The 13,741-nt window shown below is 61.3% G+C and carries 14 protein-coding genes; 11 read left to right on the forward strand and 3 right to left on the reverse strand.

Annotation, left to right across the window (positions count from 1 at the left end):
- The first annotated feature begins 148 nt into the window (after window positions 1–148).
- The 5 genes from E4M07_RS15595 (at window position 149) to rpsU (ending at window position 4,472) form a co-directional block, all read left to right on the forward strand.
- The gene (locus tag E4M07_RS15595) at window positions 149–1,231 is read left to right on the forward strand and encodes a hypothetical protein (protein ID WP_169054242.1); all 1,083 of its coding nucleotides are present in this window, start codon (window positions 149–151) and stop codon (window positions 1,229–1,231) included.
- 151 nt (window positions 1,232–1,382) lie between these two features.
- Window positions 1,383–3,164, forward strand: a complete 1,782-nt coding sequence (locus E4M07_RS15600) for a radical SAM protein (RefSeq protein ID WP_246660488.1) — start codon at window positions 1,383–1,385, stop codon at window positions 3,162–3,164.
- 276 nt (window positions 3,165–3,440) lie between these two features.
- On the forward strand, window positions 3,441–3,653 hold the full coding sequence (locus E4M07_RS15605) for a cold-shock protein (RefSeq protein ID WP_136659304.1): 213 nt from the start codon (window positions 3,441–3,443) through the stop codon (window positions 3,651–3,653).
- 271 nt (window positions 3,654–3,924) lie between these two features.
- Window positions 3,925–4,116 (forward strand): hypothetical protein, encoded by a 192-nt coding sequence (locus tag E4M07_RS29565; protein ID WP_136659305.1) that lies wholly within the window; start codon window positions 3,925–3,927, stop codon window positions 4,114–4,116.
- Window positions 4,117–4,217: 101 nt separating this feature from the next.
- Complete coding sequence (gene rpsU / locus E4M07_RS15615; protein WP_136659306.1) at window positions 4,218–4,472, forward strand: 30S ribosomal protein S21; 255 nt, start codon at window positions 4,218–4,220, stop codon at window positions 4,470–4,472.
- Between the two features lie 100 nt (window positions 4,473–4,572).
- Here the strand turns inward: rpsU and E4M07_RS15620 are convergent, their stop codons facing one another.
- Window positions 4,573–5,280 (reverse strand): UTRA domain-containing protein, encoded by a 708-nt coding sequence (locus E4M07_RS15620; RefSeq protein WP_136659307.1) that lies wholly within the window; start codon window positions 5,278–5,280, stop codon window positions 4,573–4,575.
- Window positions 5,281–6,654, reverse strand: a complete 1,374-nt coding sequence (locus E4M07_RS15625; protein ID WP_136659308.1) for a formimidoylglutamate deiminase — start codon at window positions 6,652–6,654, stop codon at window positions 5,281–5,283. It lies immediately after the preceding gene.
- Window positions 6,655–6,736: 82 nt separating this feature from the next.
- On the opposite strand from E4M07_RS15625, the gene hutI reads away from it, so the two are divergent.
- From hutI to hutU, 5 genes are read left to right on the forward strand one after another with little or no spacing between them, the layout of a single operon-like run.
- Window positions 6,737–7,933 carry an imidazolonepropionase gene (gene hutI / locus E4M07_RS15630; RefSeq protein WP_136659309.1) on the forward strand — a complete coding sequence of 399 codons (1,197 nt, stop codon included), beginning with the start codon at window positions 6,737–6,739 and terminating at the stop codon, window positions 7,931–7,933.
- Window positions 7,930–9,480 (forward strand): histidine ammonia-lyase, encoded by a 1,551-nt coding sequence (gene hutH, locus E4M07_RS15635; protein ID WP_136659310.1) that lies wholly within the window; start codon window positions 7,930–7,932, stop codon window positions 9,478–9,480. Before hutI ends, hutH begins: the two co-directional genes overlap by 4 nt.
- Entirely contained in the window at window positions 9,480–10,289 is an 810-nt protein-coding gene (gene hutG / locus E4M07_RS15640) for an N-formylglutamate deformylase (RefSeq protein ID WP_136659311.1), read from the forward strand. Before hutH ends, hutG begins: the two co-directional genes overlap by 1 nt.
- 1 nt (window position 10,290) lies before the next feature.
- Window positions 10,291–10,653 (forward strand): hypothetical protein, encoded by a 363-nt coding sequence (locus E4M07_RS15645; protein WP_136659312.1) that lies wholly within the window; start codon window positions 10,291–10,293, stop codon window positions 10,651–10,653.
- Between the two features lie 16 nt (window positions 10,654–10,669).
- Window positions 10,670–12,343: a urocanate hydratase gene (hutU, locus tag E4M07_RS15650; RefSeq protein ID WP_136659313.1), complete on the forward strand. Its 1,674-nt coding sequence runs from the start codon at window positions 10,670–10,672 to the stop codon at window positions 12,341–12,343.
- Window positions 12,344–12,511: 168 nt separating this feature from the next.
- On the opposite strand, the gene E4M07_RS15655 is transcribed toward hutU, so the two are convergent.
- Entirely contained in the window at window positions 12,512–13,099 is a 588-nt protein-coding gene (locus E4M07_RS15655) for a TetR-like C-terminal domain-containing protein (RefSeq protein ID WP_136659314.1), read from the reverse strand.
- 181 nt (window positions 13,100–13,280) lie between these two features.
- Here E4M07_RS15655 and E4M07_RS15660 point away from each other — a divergent pair, with 181 nt between their 5' ends.
- Complete coding sequence (locus E4M07_RS15660; RefSeq protein WP_169054243.1) at window positions 13,281–13,718, forward strand: DUF4345 family protein; 438 nt, start codon at window positions 13,281–13,283, stop codon at window positions 13,716–13,718.
- The last annotated feature ends 23 nt before the right edge of the window (window positions 13,719–13,741 follow it).

The following is a 13,741-nucleotide window of genomic DNA, read 5'->3' on the forward strand; positions in this document are numbered from 1 at the left end:
GCCTCCATGCGCGGCAACAGGGTGTTTAATTCGGATTGCCGCGTCAACCATTTTGGGCGGCGCGGAACATTGCCTGGCACGCATGCTTGCTCTTGGGATCATTCTGGCCGATCAATCAGGGCAGGAATCAACCAGACGCGGAGATCGCATGCCTGACGAACAACGATCCACGGAGGGTATGGTCGATTACAACAGGAATTCGGCCATGCAGCAGCAACTGGTCAATCATCATGCCGGGTGCATTCGCGACCTGGTTCGGCGCATTGGTTCGGTTCAGCGGGAATTTCGGGTTGTCGACTATGGCTGCGGCCCCGGTCAAAGTGCCGTCGACGCGGTTGCGCCCGCCATAGAGGCCTATCGCGCGCTTGATCCGGTGACGCCGATTTCCGTCTGTCATGCCGACCAGCCGGGCAATGACTGGAACAGCCTGTTCGAACTCGTGTCAGGTCCGTCGGGATATCTTGCGCCGTTCATCCGTTCAGGCGCGGCCGTGGGAAGCTTCTACGACCGGATGGCGGCAGACGGCTCGGTGGATCTCGGCACCTGCTTCATGGCCAGTCACTGGCTGAGCCATGCCGTCCGCCTCGATGCGCCCGGCTCCGTCTGGTTTGCCGATCTCAAGGGCAAGGCAAGGGCTGACATGGCAGCGCTTGCGCGCAATGACTGGATCCGGTTCCTGGATTGCCGTGCAAGTGAACTTCGAAGCGGCGGCTACCTGCTGGTTTCCTGCCTCGGTGCTGTTCCCGACGACGGCGAGATCAACGGCATTGCGGCGTCCGGCCGCAAGGTCTACCGGGCCATAGACAGCGTGGCGCAGGAAATGGCGGATGAAGGACTGATCGATCAGGCGGTGCTCGACCGGTTCGTCTTCGGGGTCTGGTTCATGACAGCGCACGAAGCCCGCAGCCCGTTGGAAACAGAGCCCGAATTGGCCGAAGCGTTCGAAATCGAGGACATAAAGGTGGTGCCGGCGCCGTCAAACCCTTCGGACATCTATGCCGACGTCATCGGCGATCCTGCCGAATATGCACGGCTCTATGTCGGGTATGTGCGCGGCTTCGGCCACTCGACCTTGCAACGGCAGCTGTTCGAACCCGGCGCGGCAAACGGCCGGAGCGCGGACGACATCGCGCAGGCGTTCTACCGCCGGCTGGGCGAACGCTATACGCAAAACCCCGGCAAGCATGCCGGAGAGACCTGGTACCTGACCGTCGTGTTGCGCAAGAGGTGACCTGTCGCGTTTGGCCAGTCCTGTGAATCAGCTCGTAACGCTTGGGAAAGGGTCGCCAAGACCAATGTGAGTGTGACGTAACGATCTCTTGATGACAGCCATCTGCCCTTTACATGCTATTGTCGTCTTTACCATTTGTGAGAGACAGGCTCTGCCGACGTCACCCGAAGCCAAAAAGCGCCGATTCCAACTCATCCTTATCAAGCCGTCGCATTACGACGACGACGGATATGTGATCCGTTGGTGGCGCGCGATGATTCCATCGAATTCACTTGCCGCCATTTATGGTATTGCCGCAGATTGCGCTGAACGCCAGGTATTGGGCCCGGACGTTATCATCGACATCGTCGCCATTGACGAGACGAACACCCGCGTCGATGTACCCGCGCTGTTCGCCAGACTTCGGCAACACGGCAAATACGGATTGGTCGCTCTCGTCGGCGTCCAGTCAAACCAGTATCCGCGCGCGCTCGATATCGCCCGACCCTTTCGCGAGGCCGATATCCCAGTCGCTATGGGCGGGTTTCACATATCGGGTTGTCTGTCGATGCTGGACGGAGATGCGGTCGAACTCGATGCCTGTCGCGAGATGGGTATCTCCATGTTCGCAGGCGAGGCAGAAAACCGGCTCGAATCGGTGTTGCGCGACGCGGCCGCCGACCAGTTGGCGCCGCTCTACGACACAATGAAAGACCTACCGGGCATGGAGGGCATTCCCGTGCCATTCCTGCCCAGGCACTATGTCGAACGTACGCTCGGTCTTTCCGCGAGTTTCGACGCCGGCCGCGGCTGTCCTTATCAGTGCTCCTTTTGCACCATTATCAACGTGCAAGGACGCAAATCGCGTTTTCGGTCTGCCGATGACGTCGAGCGCCTGGTGCGCCTCAACCGGGCACAGGGCATCCACAAATTTTTCATCACCGACGACAATTTCGCACGCAACAGGGAATGGGAGGCGATTTTTGACCGCCTGATCCTGCTGCGGGAGAGAGAGGGAATCCCGCTTGGCTTGATGATTCAGGTCGATACGCTGTGCCACAAGATCGATAATTTCGTTGAGAAAGCCAAACGGGCGGGCGTAACGCGTGTTTTCATCGGACTTGAAAACGTAAATCCCGATAATCTCGTCGCCGCCAAAAAACACCAGAACAAGATCACCGAATACCGCGCGATGCTGCTTGCCTGGAAAGCACAGGGCATTATCACGCTTGCGGGATATATCCTCGGTTTTCCAGCGGACACACCTGAGTCGATCCGACGCGATATCGCAATCATAAAGGAAGAATTACCGCTTGATATCATTGAATTTTTTTGCCTGACGCCGCTGCCTGGCTCCGAAGATCACCAGGTTCTATGGAACAATGATGTCGCAATGGAGCCCGACCTCAACATTTACGACGTCGAGCATGTGTGCACAGCTCATTCCAAGATGAGCAAACGGGAGTGGGAAGACATCTACCGCGAGGCTTGGTCGCTCTACTACACACCAAAACACATGAAAACACTCCTGCGCCGCGCAGCGGCAACCGATGTGCCGATTGTCAGTCTCGTCAAGATCCTGGTCACGTTCGCCACCACCGTTCGCCTCGAGAACGTGCACCCGTTGCAAAGCGGTGTTCTGCGTCTCAAGCATCCCAGCGAACGCCGGCCGGACCTGCCGCCTGAAAATCCCTGGAAGTTCTGGCCTGGCTTCGTTTGGGAAACGATTGCCAAGCACGTTATTCTCGGCGGCGTGATCGCGCGTCTGGCAACGACAGCTTTTTTTGTAGCGCGCGGAAATTCCGCTCGCACATACACCGATCAGGCTCTCACGCCGGTCGCCGACAATGAAGATGAGTCGCTTGATCTTTTCAACAAAACGCAGGGCGGTCGCGCCGCGGTCGCCCACGTGAAAAAAGTTGCGGCGATTACCGGCGCTAGGCGCGTAGGGTGAGGCTCAAGCTACTCCAATCCCTAATGAAAGATCCGCACCGCGCCTGGAATCGCGTGCCTGGATAAGATCACGCTATAAAGCAAGTTGGGTGAAGCACATTGTAAAACCGCTCGATGTCCACTATGTAATGCAAGTACGTTATGCATTCGTTTGGGCGCGACCTTGATATCCGGTTCGCCGTTTAGCCAGCTAACCTCCTGACAATGTGAGCGATATGTCGACCATGCCGGCACATGGTGTTCCGTGCGGGTCAACTCCATTGAAAGGGAGACAGCAATGACAATAGGTACGGTGAAGTTCTTCAACATGTCCAAAGGCTTCGGCTTCATTCAGCCCGACGACGGTTCGAAGGACGCATTCGTCCATATCACGGCACTCGAACGCGCCGGGATCAGTTCGCTTAGTGAAGGTCAGAAAGTCGAGTATGAACTTGTGACCGACAGCAGGTCCGGCAAGCAAGCCGCCGACAATCTGTCTATTGTATCCTGATGAGACGGTGCCGGCACAGGCCGGCATTCTCACGTTCCCAGAGCTGCTCTGACAAAATGCTGACCACGGATGTACTGGCAGCACTGGCAGCTTCGGGGACGAAGTCCGCCAAATAAATAGGAACAGGGCACATGTCCGGCGTCGCTGGTCCATGAGCCGCACTGCTGTCAGTGCGGGGATTGCCGCGTTGCCTGAAACTGCCAACCAGACGAGACCCTCGGCGTAGTCGTGAAATGGCCGATGCACATGTGGCGATTTGCCGACGGCAATAATGGAGAAGCGGATGAGGAATAGAATTACAAAAGACACATTGTTCAAGCCAAAGCGTTCGAAGGCGCAAACCAAGGCAGACATTACCGACCAGACGGCCCGTGCAATCCTTGACAACGAGGAGGCCAAGCGCCGCGCGAAGACCGCCAGATTGCGTGCCGCCCGCCTTAAGATGGAGGCGCGCGCATCGTGAAGGCGATCTGGCTGTTCGAATGAACGGTTCACCACGCGACAGGCCGACCAACGGAAAAACCTGATCGGAAATTCACAACATCAGTTCAAAGGGAAACATCTGTGCGCATACTTGTACGAGACAACAACGTCGACCAGGCTCTCCGGGTCCTGAAGAAGAAGTTGCAACGCGAGGGTGTTTTTCGCGAAATGAAAGCCAGGCGCGCATATGAGAAACCTTCCGAAAAAAGAGCGCGCGAAAAGGCTGAGGCCGTACGCCGGTCACGGAAAGCCGCGCGCAAAATGGCTCAACGCGAGGGACTGATTCCGGGACGAGCGCGAAAATCGCAGCCATCCAAGAACAATTCCGGAAGATGAGCCGTTGGCTTTAAATTCAAGGCCCGGATCTTGATCTGAAGCATACAGCCTCGGCTCGCGTCGTTTCGCGTCAGAAGATTTCTCGTGCTGACCGCGCCGCTTACAGTGCCGTGCCGTGCTGGTCCCGCGTCACCAGTCGGAAGCTGTCGGCGGGATGGACGAGCCTGACATGGGTGACGGCGGCATCGGACAGCCAGGTGGTGCGTTCGATGACGAAGACGGGCTCGCCCTCGCCGAGATTGAGGAATTCGGCGTCCATCGGCTCCGCACGCGACGCGCGGAAGACATGCTCGGCGTTGGTATAGGGTATCTCGCGCAGCAGCCATTCATTGGGGCTGATCGCATCGAACGGCTCTCTTCGCGCCTGCGTCACCGTATCAAGGCTGATCCACCGGTCCTCAAGCTGGTAGGGAGCACCGTCAGCGAAATGCAGGCTGATGACATGGAGGAGCGCGTTGTCGCCCGACAGCCCCATCTCGGCGCGGACCTTCTGCGGCGGCTTTTCCTCGGACCGGCTGATCAGCAGGTATTTGTAGGTACCGCCACGCTGCTCGATTTCGTGGCGGACAAGCTGGATTTCGAAAACGGCATTGCGCGTCATGCGCTGTACGACACGGGTGCCGGCCTTGCGGCGGCGCTCGATCAGCCCTGAATCGGCCAGGGCCTGCATGGCGCGGTTGACGGTGACGCGGGTGCAGCCGAACTCGCGGGCGAGATCGGCCTCAGACGGCACCAGCGCGCCGGGCTCCCATTCACCGCCCTTGATGCGGTCGAGGAGGATGTTGTGGATGTCCTTGTAGGAGCGCATCTAGAGCAAGCCCAGGAGTTCGGCCATTGCGGAGCGATAGCGGCGCTCCACCGCATCGCGGCGGACATGCCGTCCGTTGATGACACAGTGGCGGCCCGCCGACCAGACGTCGCTGACCACACGGTCGTCGGCGGCAAAGATCCAGCCGTCGAGGATCTGATCGTCGCGCAACCCGCAAAGGGAAAGGTGACCGGCATCGAGTGCGACGATGTCGGCAAGGCGCCCGGCTTCCAGAGCGCCGCTGTCGCGTCCGATAGCCCGGGCGCCGCCTTCCGCCGCGCGCAGAAAAAGGTTCCGTCCCGTCGACACGCCCTTTCCCGAGAGCACGTTGCGCGCCTTGTGCCTCAGGCGCTGGCTGTATTCGAGCTGGCTCAGTTCTCCCGACAGCGAAATGCGAACGTTTGAATCCGAGCCGACCCCGAAGCCGCCGTTTTCCGCGACAAAATCACGGGCATTGAACGTGCCGTCGCCGAGATTGGCCTCGGTGATCGGGCACAGGCCGGCAACCGCGCCGGAACGGGCCAGCCCGGCGATCTCGGTATCGTTCATCTGCGTCGCGTGGATCAGGCACCAGCGCGCATCGGCGCCGGCTTCGCCGAGCAGCCATTCGACGGGGCGGGCGCCGAGCCAGGCTTCGATCTCGGCCACTTCCCTGTCCTGTTCGGCCGCATGGATATGGATCGGGCCGCCGGGATATGCATCGGCCAGCGCTTTCATCTGCTGCGGACCGGTCGCCCGCAGCGAATGCGGTGCGATGCCGATGGCACAGTCGGCGGGCAGATGGCCCAAACCGGATCGCGCGGCGGCGTGCAGTTCCTGAAAGCGCGCGTCGTCGCATCCGAACCGAAGCTGACCGCCGGCGAGCGGCTGCTTCCCAGCGCCGCCAAAAGTGTAGAGGACCGGAAGATGGGTCAGGCCGATCCCGGTCTCGGCAACGGCGGCGAAGATCCGCTCCGAGGTCTCGGCGATGTTGTCGTAAGACCCGCCGCCCGGCCGGTGGTGGACGTAGTGGAACTCGCCAACCGCGGCGTAGCCGGCCTCCAGCATCTCGACATAGACGAGCGCGGCGATCGCCTCGATCTGCCCGGGCGTGAGAACGTCGAGAAAGCGATACATCAGTTCCCGCCAGCTCCAGAAATCGTCGTCGGCCGCGGAGCGGTACTCCGTCATTCCGGCCATGGCGCGCTGGAAGGCGTGGCTGTGGAGATTGGCCGGCGCCGGCAGCAGTATCCGGTTGACGAGATTGTGGTCCCGCGGATCGCGCGCCGCGTCCTTGAGAACATTTTCAATGCGGCCATCCGCGGCGACGGTAATGCGGACATTGCTTGCCCAGCCTTCCGGAAGCAAAGCGCGTTGGGCAAAAAGCGCAGTCATGGGCGCTCCATTTTCGTTGACATAATTTTATTATGAATATACATAATAATGACCACATGCCAATAGCGAAAGTGTTCCATTCATGGCCGGATATGTCCTCGAAAACGCCACCGTTGCGACCATGACCGACGGCTACGGCCTGATCGAGAGCGCTGCCCTGGTCGTCGAAGACGGCATTATCTCATGGATTGGAAAATCCGATGAACTCCTTGAGAAATTTGTCCAATACCCTTCCGAAAATCTTGACGGCAGATTGATCACCCCGGCCCTGATCGACTGCCACACCCACATCGTCCACGGCGGCGACCGGGCGCGCGAATTCGAGATGCGGCTCGAGGGCGCCTCCTACGAGGAGGTCGCCAGGGCCGGCGGCGGCATCGTCTCCACGGTCAGCGCGACGCGCGGGGCAAGCGACGCCCAGCTGCTCGAATCGGCGCTTGCGCGGGTCGACCATCTGATCGCGGAGGGTGTCGCAACGATCGAGATCAAATCCGGTTACGGGCTCGATATCGAAACGGAACTGGCGATGCTCAGGACCGCGAGAGCGATCGCCGACATGCGCGATGTCCGGGTGCGCACGAGCTTCCTCGGCGCCCATGCCGTGCCGCCGGAATACAAGGACCGGCCGGATGCCTATATCGACGACGTCTGCATCCCGGCCCTCGAGGCCGCGCGGGCGCAAGGTCTCGCCGATGCGGTCGACGGGTTCTGCGAGGGGATTGCCTTCCTGCCCGAACAGATCGAGCGGGTCCTCAGGCGGGCACAGGAACTCGGCCTCCCCGTCAAGCTGCATGCCGAACAGCTCTCCAATCTCGGCGGCGCGAAACTGGCGGCACGCTACGGCGCCCTTTCCGCCGATCACCTGGAATATCTGGACGCGGACGGGGTTGCGGCGATGAAGGCGGCGGGCAGCGTCGCGGTGATGCTTCCGGGCGCCTTCTACACGCTGCGCGAGACGCAAATCCCGCCGATCGACCTCTTCCGCGCGCAGGGCGTCGGCATGGCGGTCGCGACCGACTGCAATCCCGGCTCCTCGCCCCTCACCTCGCTGCTTCTGGCGATGAACATGGCCTGCACGCTGTTCCGGATGACACCGGAGGAGGCGCTGGCCGGCGCAACGCGCGAGGCGGCGCGGGCGCTGGGGCTGGAAGACACCGGCACCATCGCGCCCGGCAAGAAGGCGGAACTCGCAGTCTGGGATATCGAACATCCGGCGGAACTTTCCTACCGCATCGGCTATAATCCGCTCTGTAGGCGCATTGTGGGAGACCTGTCATGAGTGCCGTCGTCCTGCAGCCCGGCAAAATGTCGCTGGCACAGCTTGAAGACATCTACTGGCGCGAAGCCGAAGTGGCGGTCGACCATTCCTGCCGCGCGGCGGTCGATGCCGCCGCCGAGCTGATCGGCAACACGGCACGCGGCGACGACCCGGTCTACGGCGTCAATACCGGTTTCGGCAAGCTTGCCAGCATAAAGATCGCGCCGCGCCACACCGCCACCCTGCAGCGCAACCTCATCCTGTCGCATTGCTGCGGCGTCGGGCCGCCGATCCCGCGCCGCATTACGCGCGTGATGATGATCCTCAAGCTGCTGTCGCTGTGCCGCGGCGCGTCGGGCGTGCGCTGGGAACTGATCGTGCTCCTGGAACAGATGCTGGAACGCAAGGTGACCCCGGTTATCCCGGCGCAAGGGTCGGTCGGCGCCTCGGGTGATCTTGCGCCCCTCGCCCACATGACGGCCGTCCTGATCGGCGAAGGCGAGGCGGAATACGATGGCAAGGTGATGGCCGGCGGAGCGGCGCTCAAGGCGGCCGGTCTCGAACCGGTGCCCTTGGGGCCGAAGGAAGGGCTCGCCTTCATCAACGGCACCCAGTTCTCCACCGCATTCGCCCTCGCCGAGCTGTTCGAGACCTGGCGCTGCGCAGAGAACGCGCTTTTGATCAGTGCCCTTTCGACCGATGCCATCATGGGCTCCACCGCACCGACGCGGCCGGAGATCCATGCGTTGCGCGGCCATCGCGGCCAGATCGAGGCGGCCGCCGCCATCCGCATGCTCATGGTCGGATCGGAAATCCGCGAAAGCCACCGCGAGGATGACAGCCGCGTGCAGGACCCCTACTGCATCCGCTGCCAGCCGCAGGTCACCGGCGCGTGCCTCGACCTCCTGCGCCAGGTGGGAACGACGCTGGAAATCGAGGCCAACGCGGTGACCGACAATCCGCTGGTCGTGACCGAAACCGGCGATGTGATCTCCGGCGGCAATTTCCACGCTGAGCCGACGGCCTTTGCCGCCGATCAGATCGCCCTTGCCATTGCCGAGATCGGCGCCATCTCCCAGCGCCGCATCGCGCTGATGGTCGATCCGACGCTCAGTTTCGACCTGCCGCCGTTCCTGACACCGGAACCGGGCATCAATTCCGGCCTGATGATCGCCGAGGTGACGAGCGCCGCGCTGATGAGCGAGAACAAGCAGCGCGCCAATCCCTGCTCCACCGACAGCACGCCGACAAGCGCCAACCAGGAGGACCATGTCTCCATGGCCGCGCACGGCGCGCGCCGCCTTGCCGACATGAACGACAATCTCGGGCGCATCCTCGGCATCGAGCTGCTGTGCGCGGCGCAGGGCATAGAATTCCGCGCGCCGCTGAAGACCAGCGCGCCGCTGCAGGCCGCCATTGCCGGCCTTCGCGAGCATGTGGCGACGCTTCAGGACGACCGCTTCCTGGCCGGCGACCTGGAAAGGGCCGCGGCGCTGGTGCGCGACCGGTCGCTGGTCGGCCGCTGCGGGATGGACCTCATGGCGCCCCTTGGTTCGGAGGCCGCCTGATGGAACCCGTCGAAATCGTCCGCGGCGACAGCCCCGTCATCCTCGGCCTTCCCCATACCGGCCTTGATGTTCCGGACGCGGTGCTCGCCGGCTTTAACGAGACCGGACAGGCGCTCGCCGACACGGACTGGAACATTCATCTCCTCTATGACGGTGTCCTGCCCGGGGCGACGACGGTGCGCGCGACCTTCCACCGCTATGTCATCGACGCCAACAGAGATCCGAGCGGCAAGAGCCTTTATCCGGGACAGAACACGACGACGCTCTGCCCGCTCACCGATTTCAACGACGATCCGCTCTACCTGCCGGGCAAGGAACCGGACGCCGAGGAGATCGAGCGGCGGCTTCAGACCTTTCATGCGCCCTATCACGCGGCGCTCCGAAAGGAGATCGCGCGTATCCGCGAAATGCACGGCGTCGCGGTCCTCTACGACTGCCATTCGATCCGCTCGGTCTGTCCTTTCCTTTTCGAAGGCGTTCTGCCCGACTTCAACATCGGCACCAATGACGGGGTCACGTGCGATCCGGAGATCGAACGGATGACCGCCGAAATCTGTGCCCTTGCAGAGGGTTACACGAGCACGCTCAACGGACGATTCAAGGGCGGCTGGACCACGCGCCACTACGGCCGGCCGGAAACGGGTGTGCACTCCATCCAGATGGAGCTGGCGCAGAAGACGCATCTGATGACGGAAAGCTCCCCCTTTGAACTCGATCCGCTGAAAAGCGCGAGGCTGCGGGACGTGCTTTCGACGATCCTGTCGTCGCTCGAACAAAGGGCACTGGACCACGGGTCAAAGGGAGGCTGACATGCGCGTTGCCGCAATCCTGTTCACCATTTTCCTCTCCGCCACAGCCTTTGCAGAGGAGCGCCGTCTGTCGGGCGACGAGATCGCCAATCTCCTGCCCGCGATCACGGCGTCGATCGGTACGGTGCACCAGACCTTCGAAAGCAACGGCGACACGGTCTTCACACAGGGCAGCCGGGTCAGCAGCGGGCGCTGGCGCGTGCGCGACAACCTCTACTGCTCGACTTGGCCGCCGTCGGATGCCTGGCGCTGTTACGAGGTCCGCTTCGAGAAGAGCGTCGGCGACGCGCCGGACCGCATCATCTGGGTCGACACGGAGAACCGCGAAGAGACCGTCAACTTCATCCTGCCGAAGGCACAGTAATTTAAAGGTACAGAACATGACCGACCCCCGGCACAATATCCGCGATATCTACCCGCCCACAGGAAGGGACCTCAATGCCAAATCCTGGCTGACGGAAGCGCCGATGCGGATGCTGATGAACAACCTGCATCCGGGCGTCGCGGAAAACCCGCATGAACTGACCGTGTACGGCGGCATCGGCCGGGCGGCACGCAACTGGGACGCGTTCGACAAGATCGTCGAGAGCCTGAAGAACCTTGAAGACAACGAGACGCTGCTCGTCCAGTCCGGCAAGCCGGTCGGCATCTTCCGCACCCATGCGGATGCGCCGCGCGTCTTGATCGCCAACTCCAATCTCGTGCCGCACTGGGCCAACTGGGACCACTTCAACGAACTCGATAAGAAGGGCCTGATGATGTACGGCCAGATGACGGCCGGCTCGTGGATCTATATCGGTAGCCAGGGCATCGTCCAGGGCACCTACGAGACCTTCGTCGAGGCCGGCCGCCAGCATTATGGCGGCGACCTGAAGGGCAAGTGGATCCTGACGGGCGGACTCGGCGGCATGGGCGGCGCCCAGCCGCTGGCGGCGACGATGGCCGGCGCCTGCCTGCTCGCCGTCGAGTGCGATCCCGACCGCATCGATTTCCGCTTGCGCACCCGCTATGTCGACGAGAAGACGGATTCCCTCGACGAGGCTTTGGCGATGATCGAGCGCTGGACGGCCGCCGGCGAGGCGAAATCGGTCGGCCTCCTCGGCAACACCGCCGATATCGTTCCGGAACTCGTGCGCCGCGGCGTGCGGCCGGACATGGTCACCGACCAGACCTCGGCGCACGATCCGGTCAACGGCTACCTGCCGCAGGGCTGGAGCCTTGCCGAGTGGCGCGAGAAGCAGAAGAGCGATCCGAAGGCCGTCGAGAAGGCGGCGCGCGCCTCAATGAAGACCCATGTCGAGGCGATGGTCGAATTCTGGAACCGGGACATCCCGACACTCGACTACGGCAACAATATCCGCCAGGTCGCCTTCGACGAGGGCTTCAAGGACGCCTTCGCCTTCCCCGGTTTCGTGCCGGCCTATATCCGGCCGCTCTTTTGCCGCGGCGTCGGGCCGTTCCGCTGGGCGGCGCTATCGGGCGATCCGGAAGACATCTACCGGACCGATGAAAAGGTGAAGGAGCTGATCCCGGACGATCCGCATCTCCACAACTGGCTCGACATGGCGCGCGAGCGCATCGCCTTCCAGGGCCTGCCGGCGCGCATCTGCTGGGTCGGTCTCGGCCAGCGCGACCGGCTGGGCCTCGCCTTCAACGAGATGGTGAAAAACGGCGAATTGAAAGCGCCGGTCGTTATCGGCCGCGACCATCTCGATTCCGGCTCCGTCGCCTCGCCCAACCGGGAAACGGAGGCCATGAAGGACGGCTCGGACGCGGTCTCCGACTGGCCTCTGCTCAACGCGCTCCTGAACACCGCCTCCGGCGCCACCTGGGTCAGCCTGCATCACGGCGGCGGCGTCGGCATGGGCTTTTCCCAGCACGCCGGCATGGTGATCTGCTGCGACGGGACGGACGCGGCTTCGGAACGCATCGCCCGCGTGCTGTGGAACGATCCGGCCACCGGCGTCATGCGCCACGCCGACGCAGGCTACGACATCGCCATCGACTGCGCGAAGGAGAACGGTCTCAGACTGCCGGGGATACTGGGGGACTGACGGAGAACCAGAAATCTGGCAATCCGCCGTGATGTCACGTCCGCTTTGAGCCCAGACTTTACATTTCCAAGGGGCTCATGAAAGGCCGCGCTTGTTTTGAAGTTTAACTCGCCATGTCGGTGAGCACTCCTCAACGGGCCGATAGGAATCCTTGTCTTGAAAAACGTCTCACCGTATCCCGGCCAATAGAGTGCGCACCGCGAAACGGATAAGCTCCTCGGCCTCCTGATCCTTTATCATCTTCAGATCGACAAGTCCGTGCATCGTTGCCCAGAGCGTCCTTGCGGCGTAGCTGATTTGAGCAGCATCGACACTTCGCGAAGCTGCCCTCTCCAGCGCCTCTTCGAATAAACCAAATGCACGCGCAGCCTGTTCCTGAAAACGTTGATCGCTCTCATCCACCAGCTCCACACGGAACATGATTGCAGCATAGCCTGGATCGCTCATACCCATTGCGCGATAGGCCTGACACATTGCGACCACCCGGTCTTCGGAATCACGCGAGGCTGTTGCTGCCAACTCCATGTTTTTCGCGAGTTTGCCGAATCCTTGAGCCGCGATTGCCGTGAGAAGGCCTTTGGCATTGCCGAAATGGTGGGAGGGCGCTGCCACGGCCACCCCAGCGCGTCGTGCAACCTCACGCATGCTGAACCCGTCGATTCCCTTTTCGGCGAGGACCTTCGAACCCTCGTCGATCAAGACCTCTGGAAGATTGCCGTGGTGATATCTGTCACGTGAGTAGGTTTCGCTTCTCATGTCATTCACCCAAGCACATATCGGATATTGACACAATCTGATCGGTGATCATATTAATATCTGAACGATGATCAGATTGAGATTTAAGATAAAGCGCCAGTTTCAAACCACGCTCCCGCGGGTCCCCCGCGCGTGGCAGAAATTTGCGCCCTCAGCCCAACGTTACAAAAGGAATAGCAGTATGAAATCATTCTATAATATCGTCCTGGCGCTGTCCGGTTTGGCGCTGTTCTATGTCTCTACCATGAGGTTGATAGACCCGTCAGCGGCCTCATTTCTGAAAACCTACCTTGCAGATGTTGGGAACGCATTGACCATTGAGATGATGAGTGAAATCAGGGGGATAGGTGCAGAAATGGTCCTGGCGGGTATCGTCGCTTTTCTTGGCATCTTCATGCCGCGCTTCAGGGTTACGGCCTTTGTCGTCCTCAGTGTTGTGTTCGTCGGCGTTGTCCTTGGAAGATCAGTCAGCTGGGTCGTCGATGGTGTGCCGGATGAAAGCCTCTTCATGCCGTTGACCCATGAAGCAATACTGGCTGCGGTGAACGTATTTTGCCTGGCGCACATCCTGATCAAGGAACGAAATTCACCAGGCGAAAGATCAGCTCCAGCCATTTGATGCCGCACAAATTCGGACCCGGC

The organism is Nitratireductor sp. XY-223 (genome assembly GCF_004959855.1).
Taxonomy (GTDB): Bacteria; Pseudomonadota; Alphaproteobacteria; order Rhizobiales; family Rhizobiaceae; genus Hoeflea_A.

Coding starts and splice junctions, on each gene's coding strand:
- E4M07_RS15595 (WP_169054242.1), top strand. CDS start 149: ATGCCTGACGAACAACGATCCACGGAGGGTATGGTCGATTACAACAGG.
- E4M07_RS15605 (WP_136659304.1), top strand. CDS start 3,441: ATGACAATAGGTACGGTGAAGTTCTTCAACATGTCCAAAGGCTTCGGC.
- E4M07_RS29565 (WP_136659305.1), top strand. CDS start 3,925: ATGGAGAAGCGGATGAGGAATAGAATTACAAAAGACACATTGTTCAAG.
- E4M07_RS15620 (WP_136659307.1), bottom strand. CDS start 5,280: ATGCGCTCCTACAAGGACATCCACAACATCCTCCTCGACCGCATCAAG.
- E4M07_RS15625 (WP_136659308.1), bottom strand. CDS start 6,654: ATGACTGCGCTTTTTGCCCAACGCGCTTTGCTTCCGGAAGGCTGGGCA.
- hutI (WP_136659309.1), top strand. CDS start 6,737: ATGGCCGGATATGTCCTCGAAAACGCCACCGTTGCGACCATGACCGAC.
- hutH (WP_136659310.1), top strand. CDS start 7,930: ATGAGTGCCGTCGTCCTGCAGCCCGGCAAAATGTCGCTGGCACAGCTT.
- hutG (WP_136659311.1), top strand. CDS start 9,480: ATGGAACCCGTCGAAATCGTCCGCGGCGACAGCCCCGTCATCCTCGGC.
- E4M07_RS15645 (WP_136659312.1), top strand. CDS start 10,291: ATGCGCGTTGCCGCAATCCTGTTCACCATTTTCCTCTCCGCCACAGCC.
- hutU (WP_136659313.1), top strand. CDS start 10,670: ATGACCGACCCCCGGCACAATATCCGCGATATCTACCCGCCCACAGGA.
- E4M07_RS15655 (WP_136659314.1), bottom strand. CDS start 13,099: ATGAGAAGCGAAACCTACTCACGTGACAGATATCACCACGGCAATCTT.
- E4M07_RS15660 (WP_169054243.1), top strand. CDS start 13,281: ATGAAATCATTCTATAATATCGTCCTGGCGCTGTCCGGTTTGGCGCTG.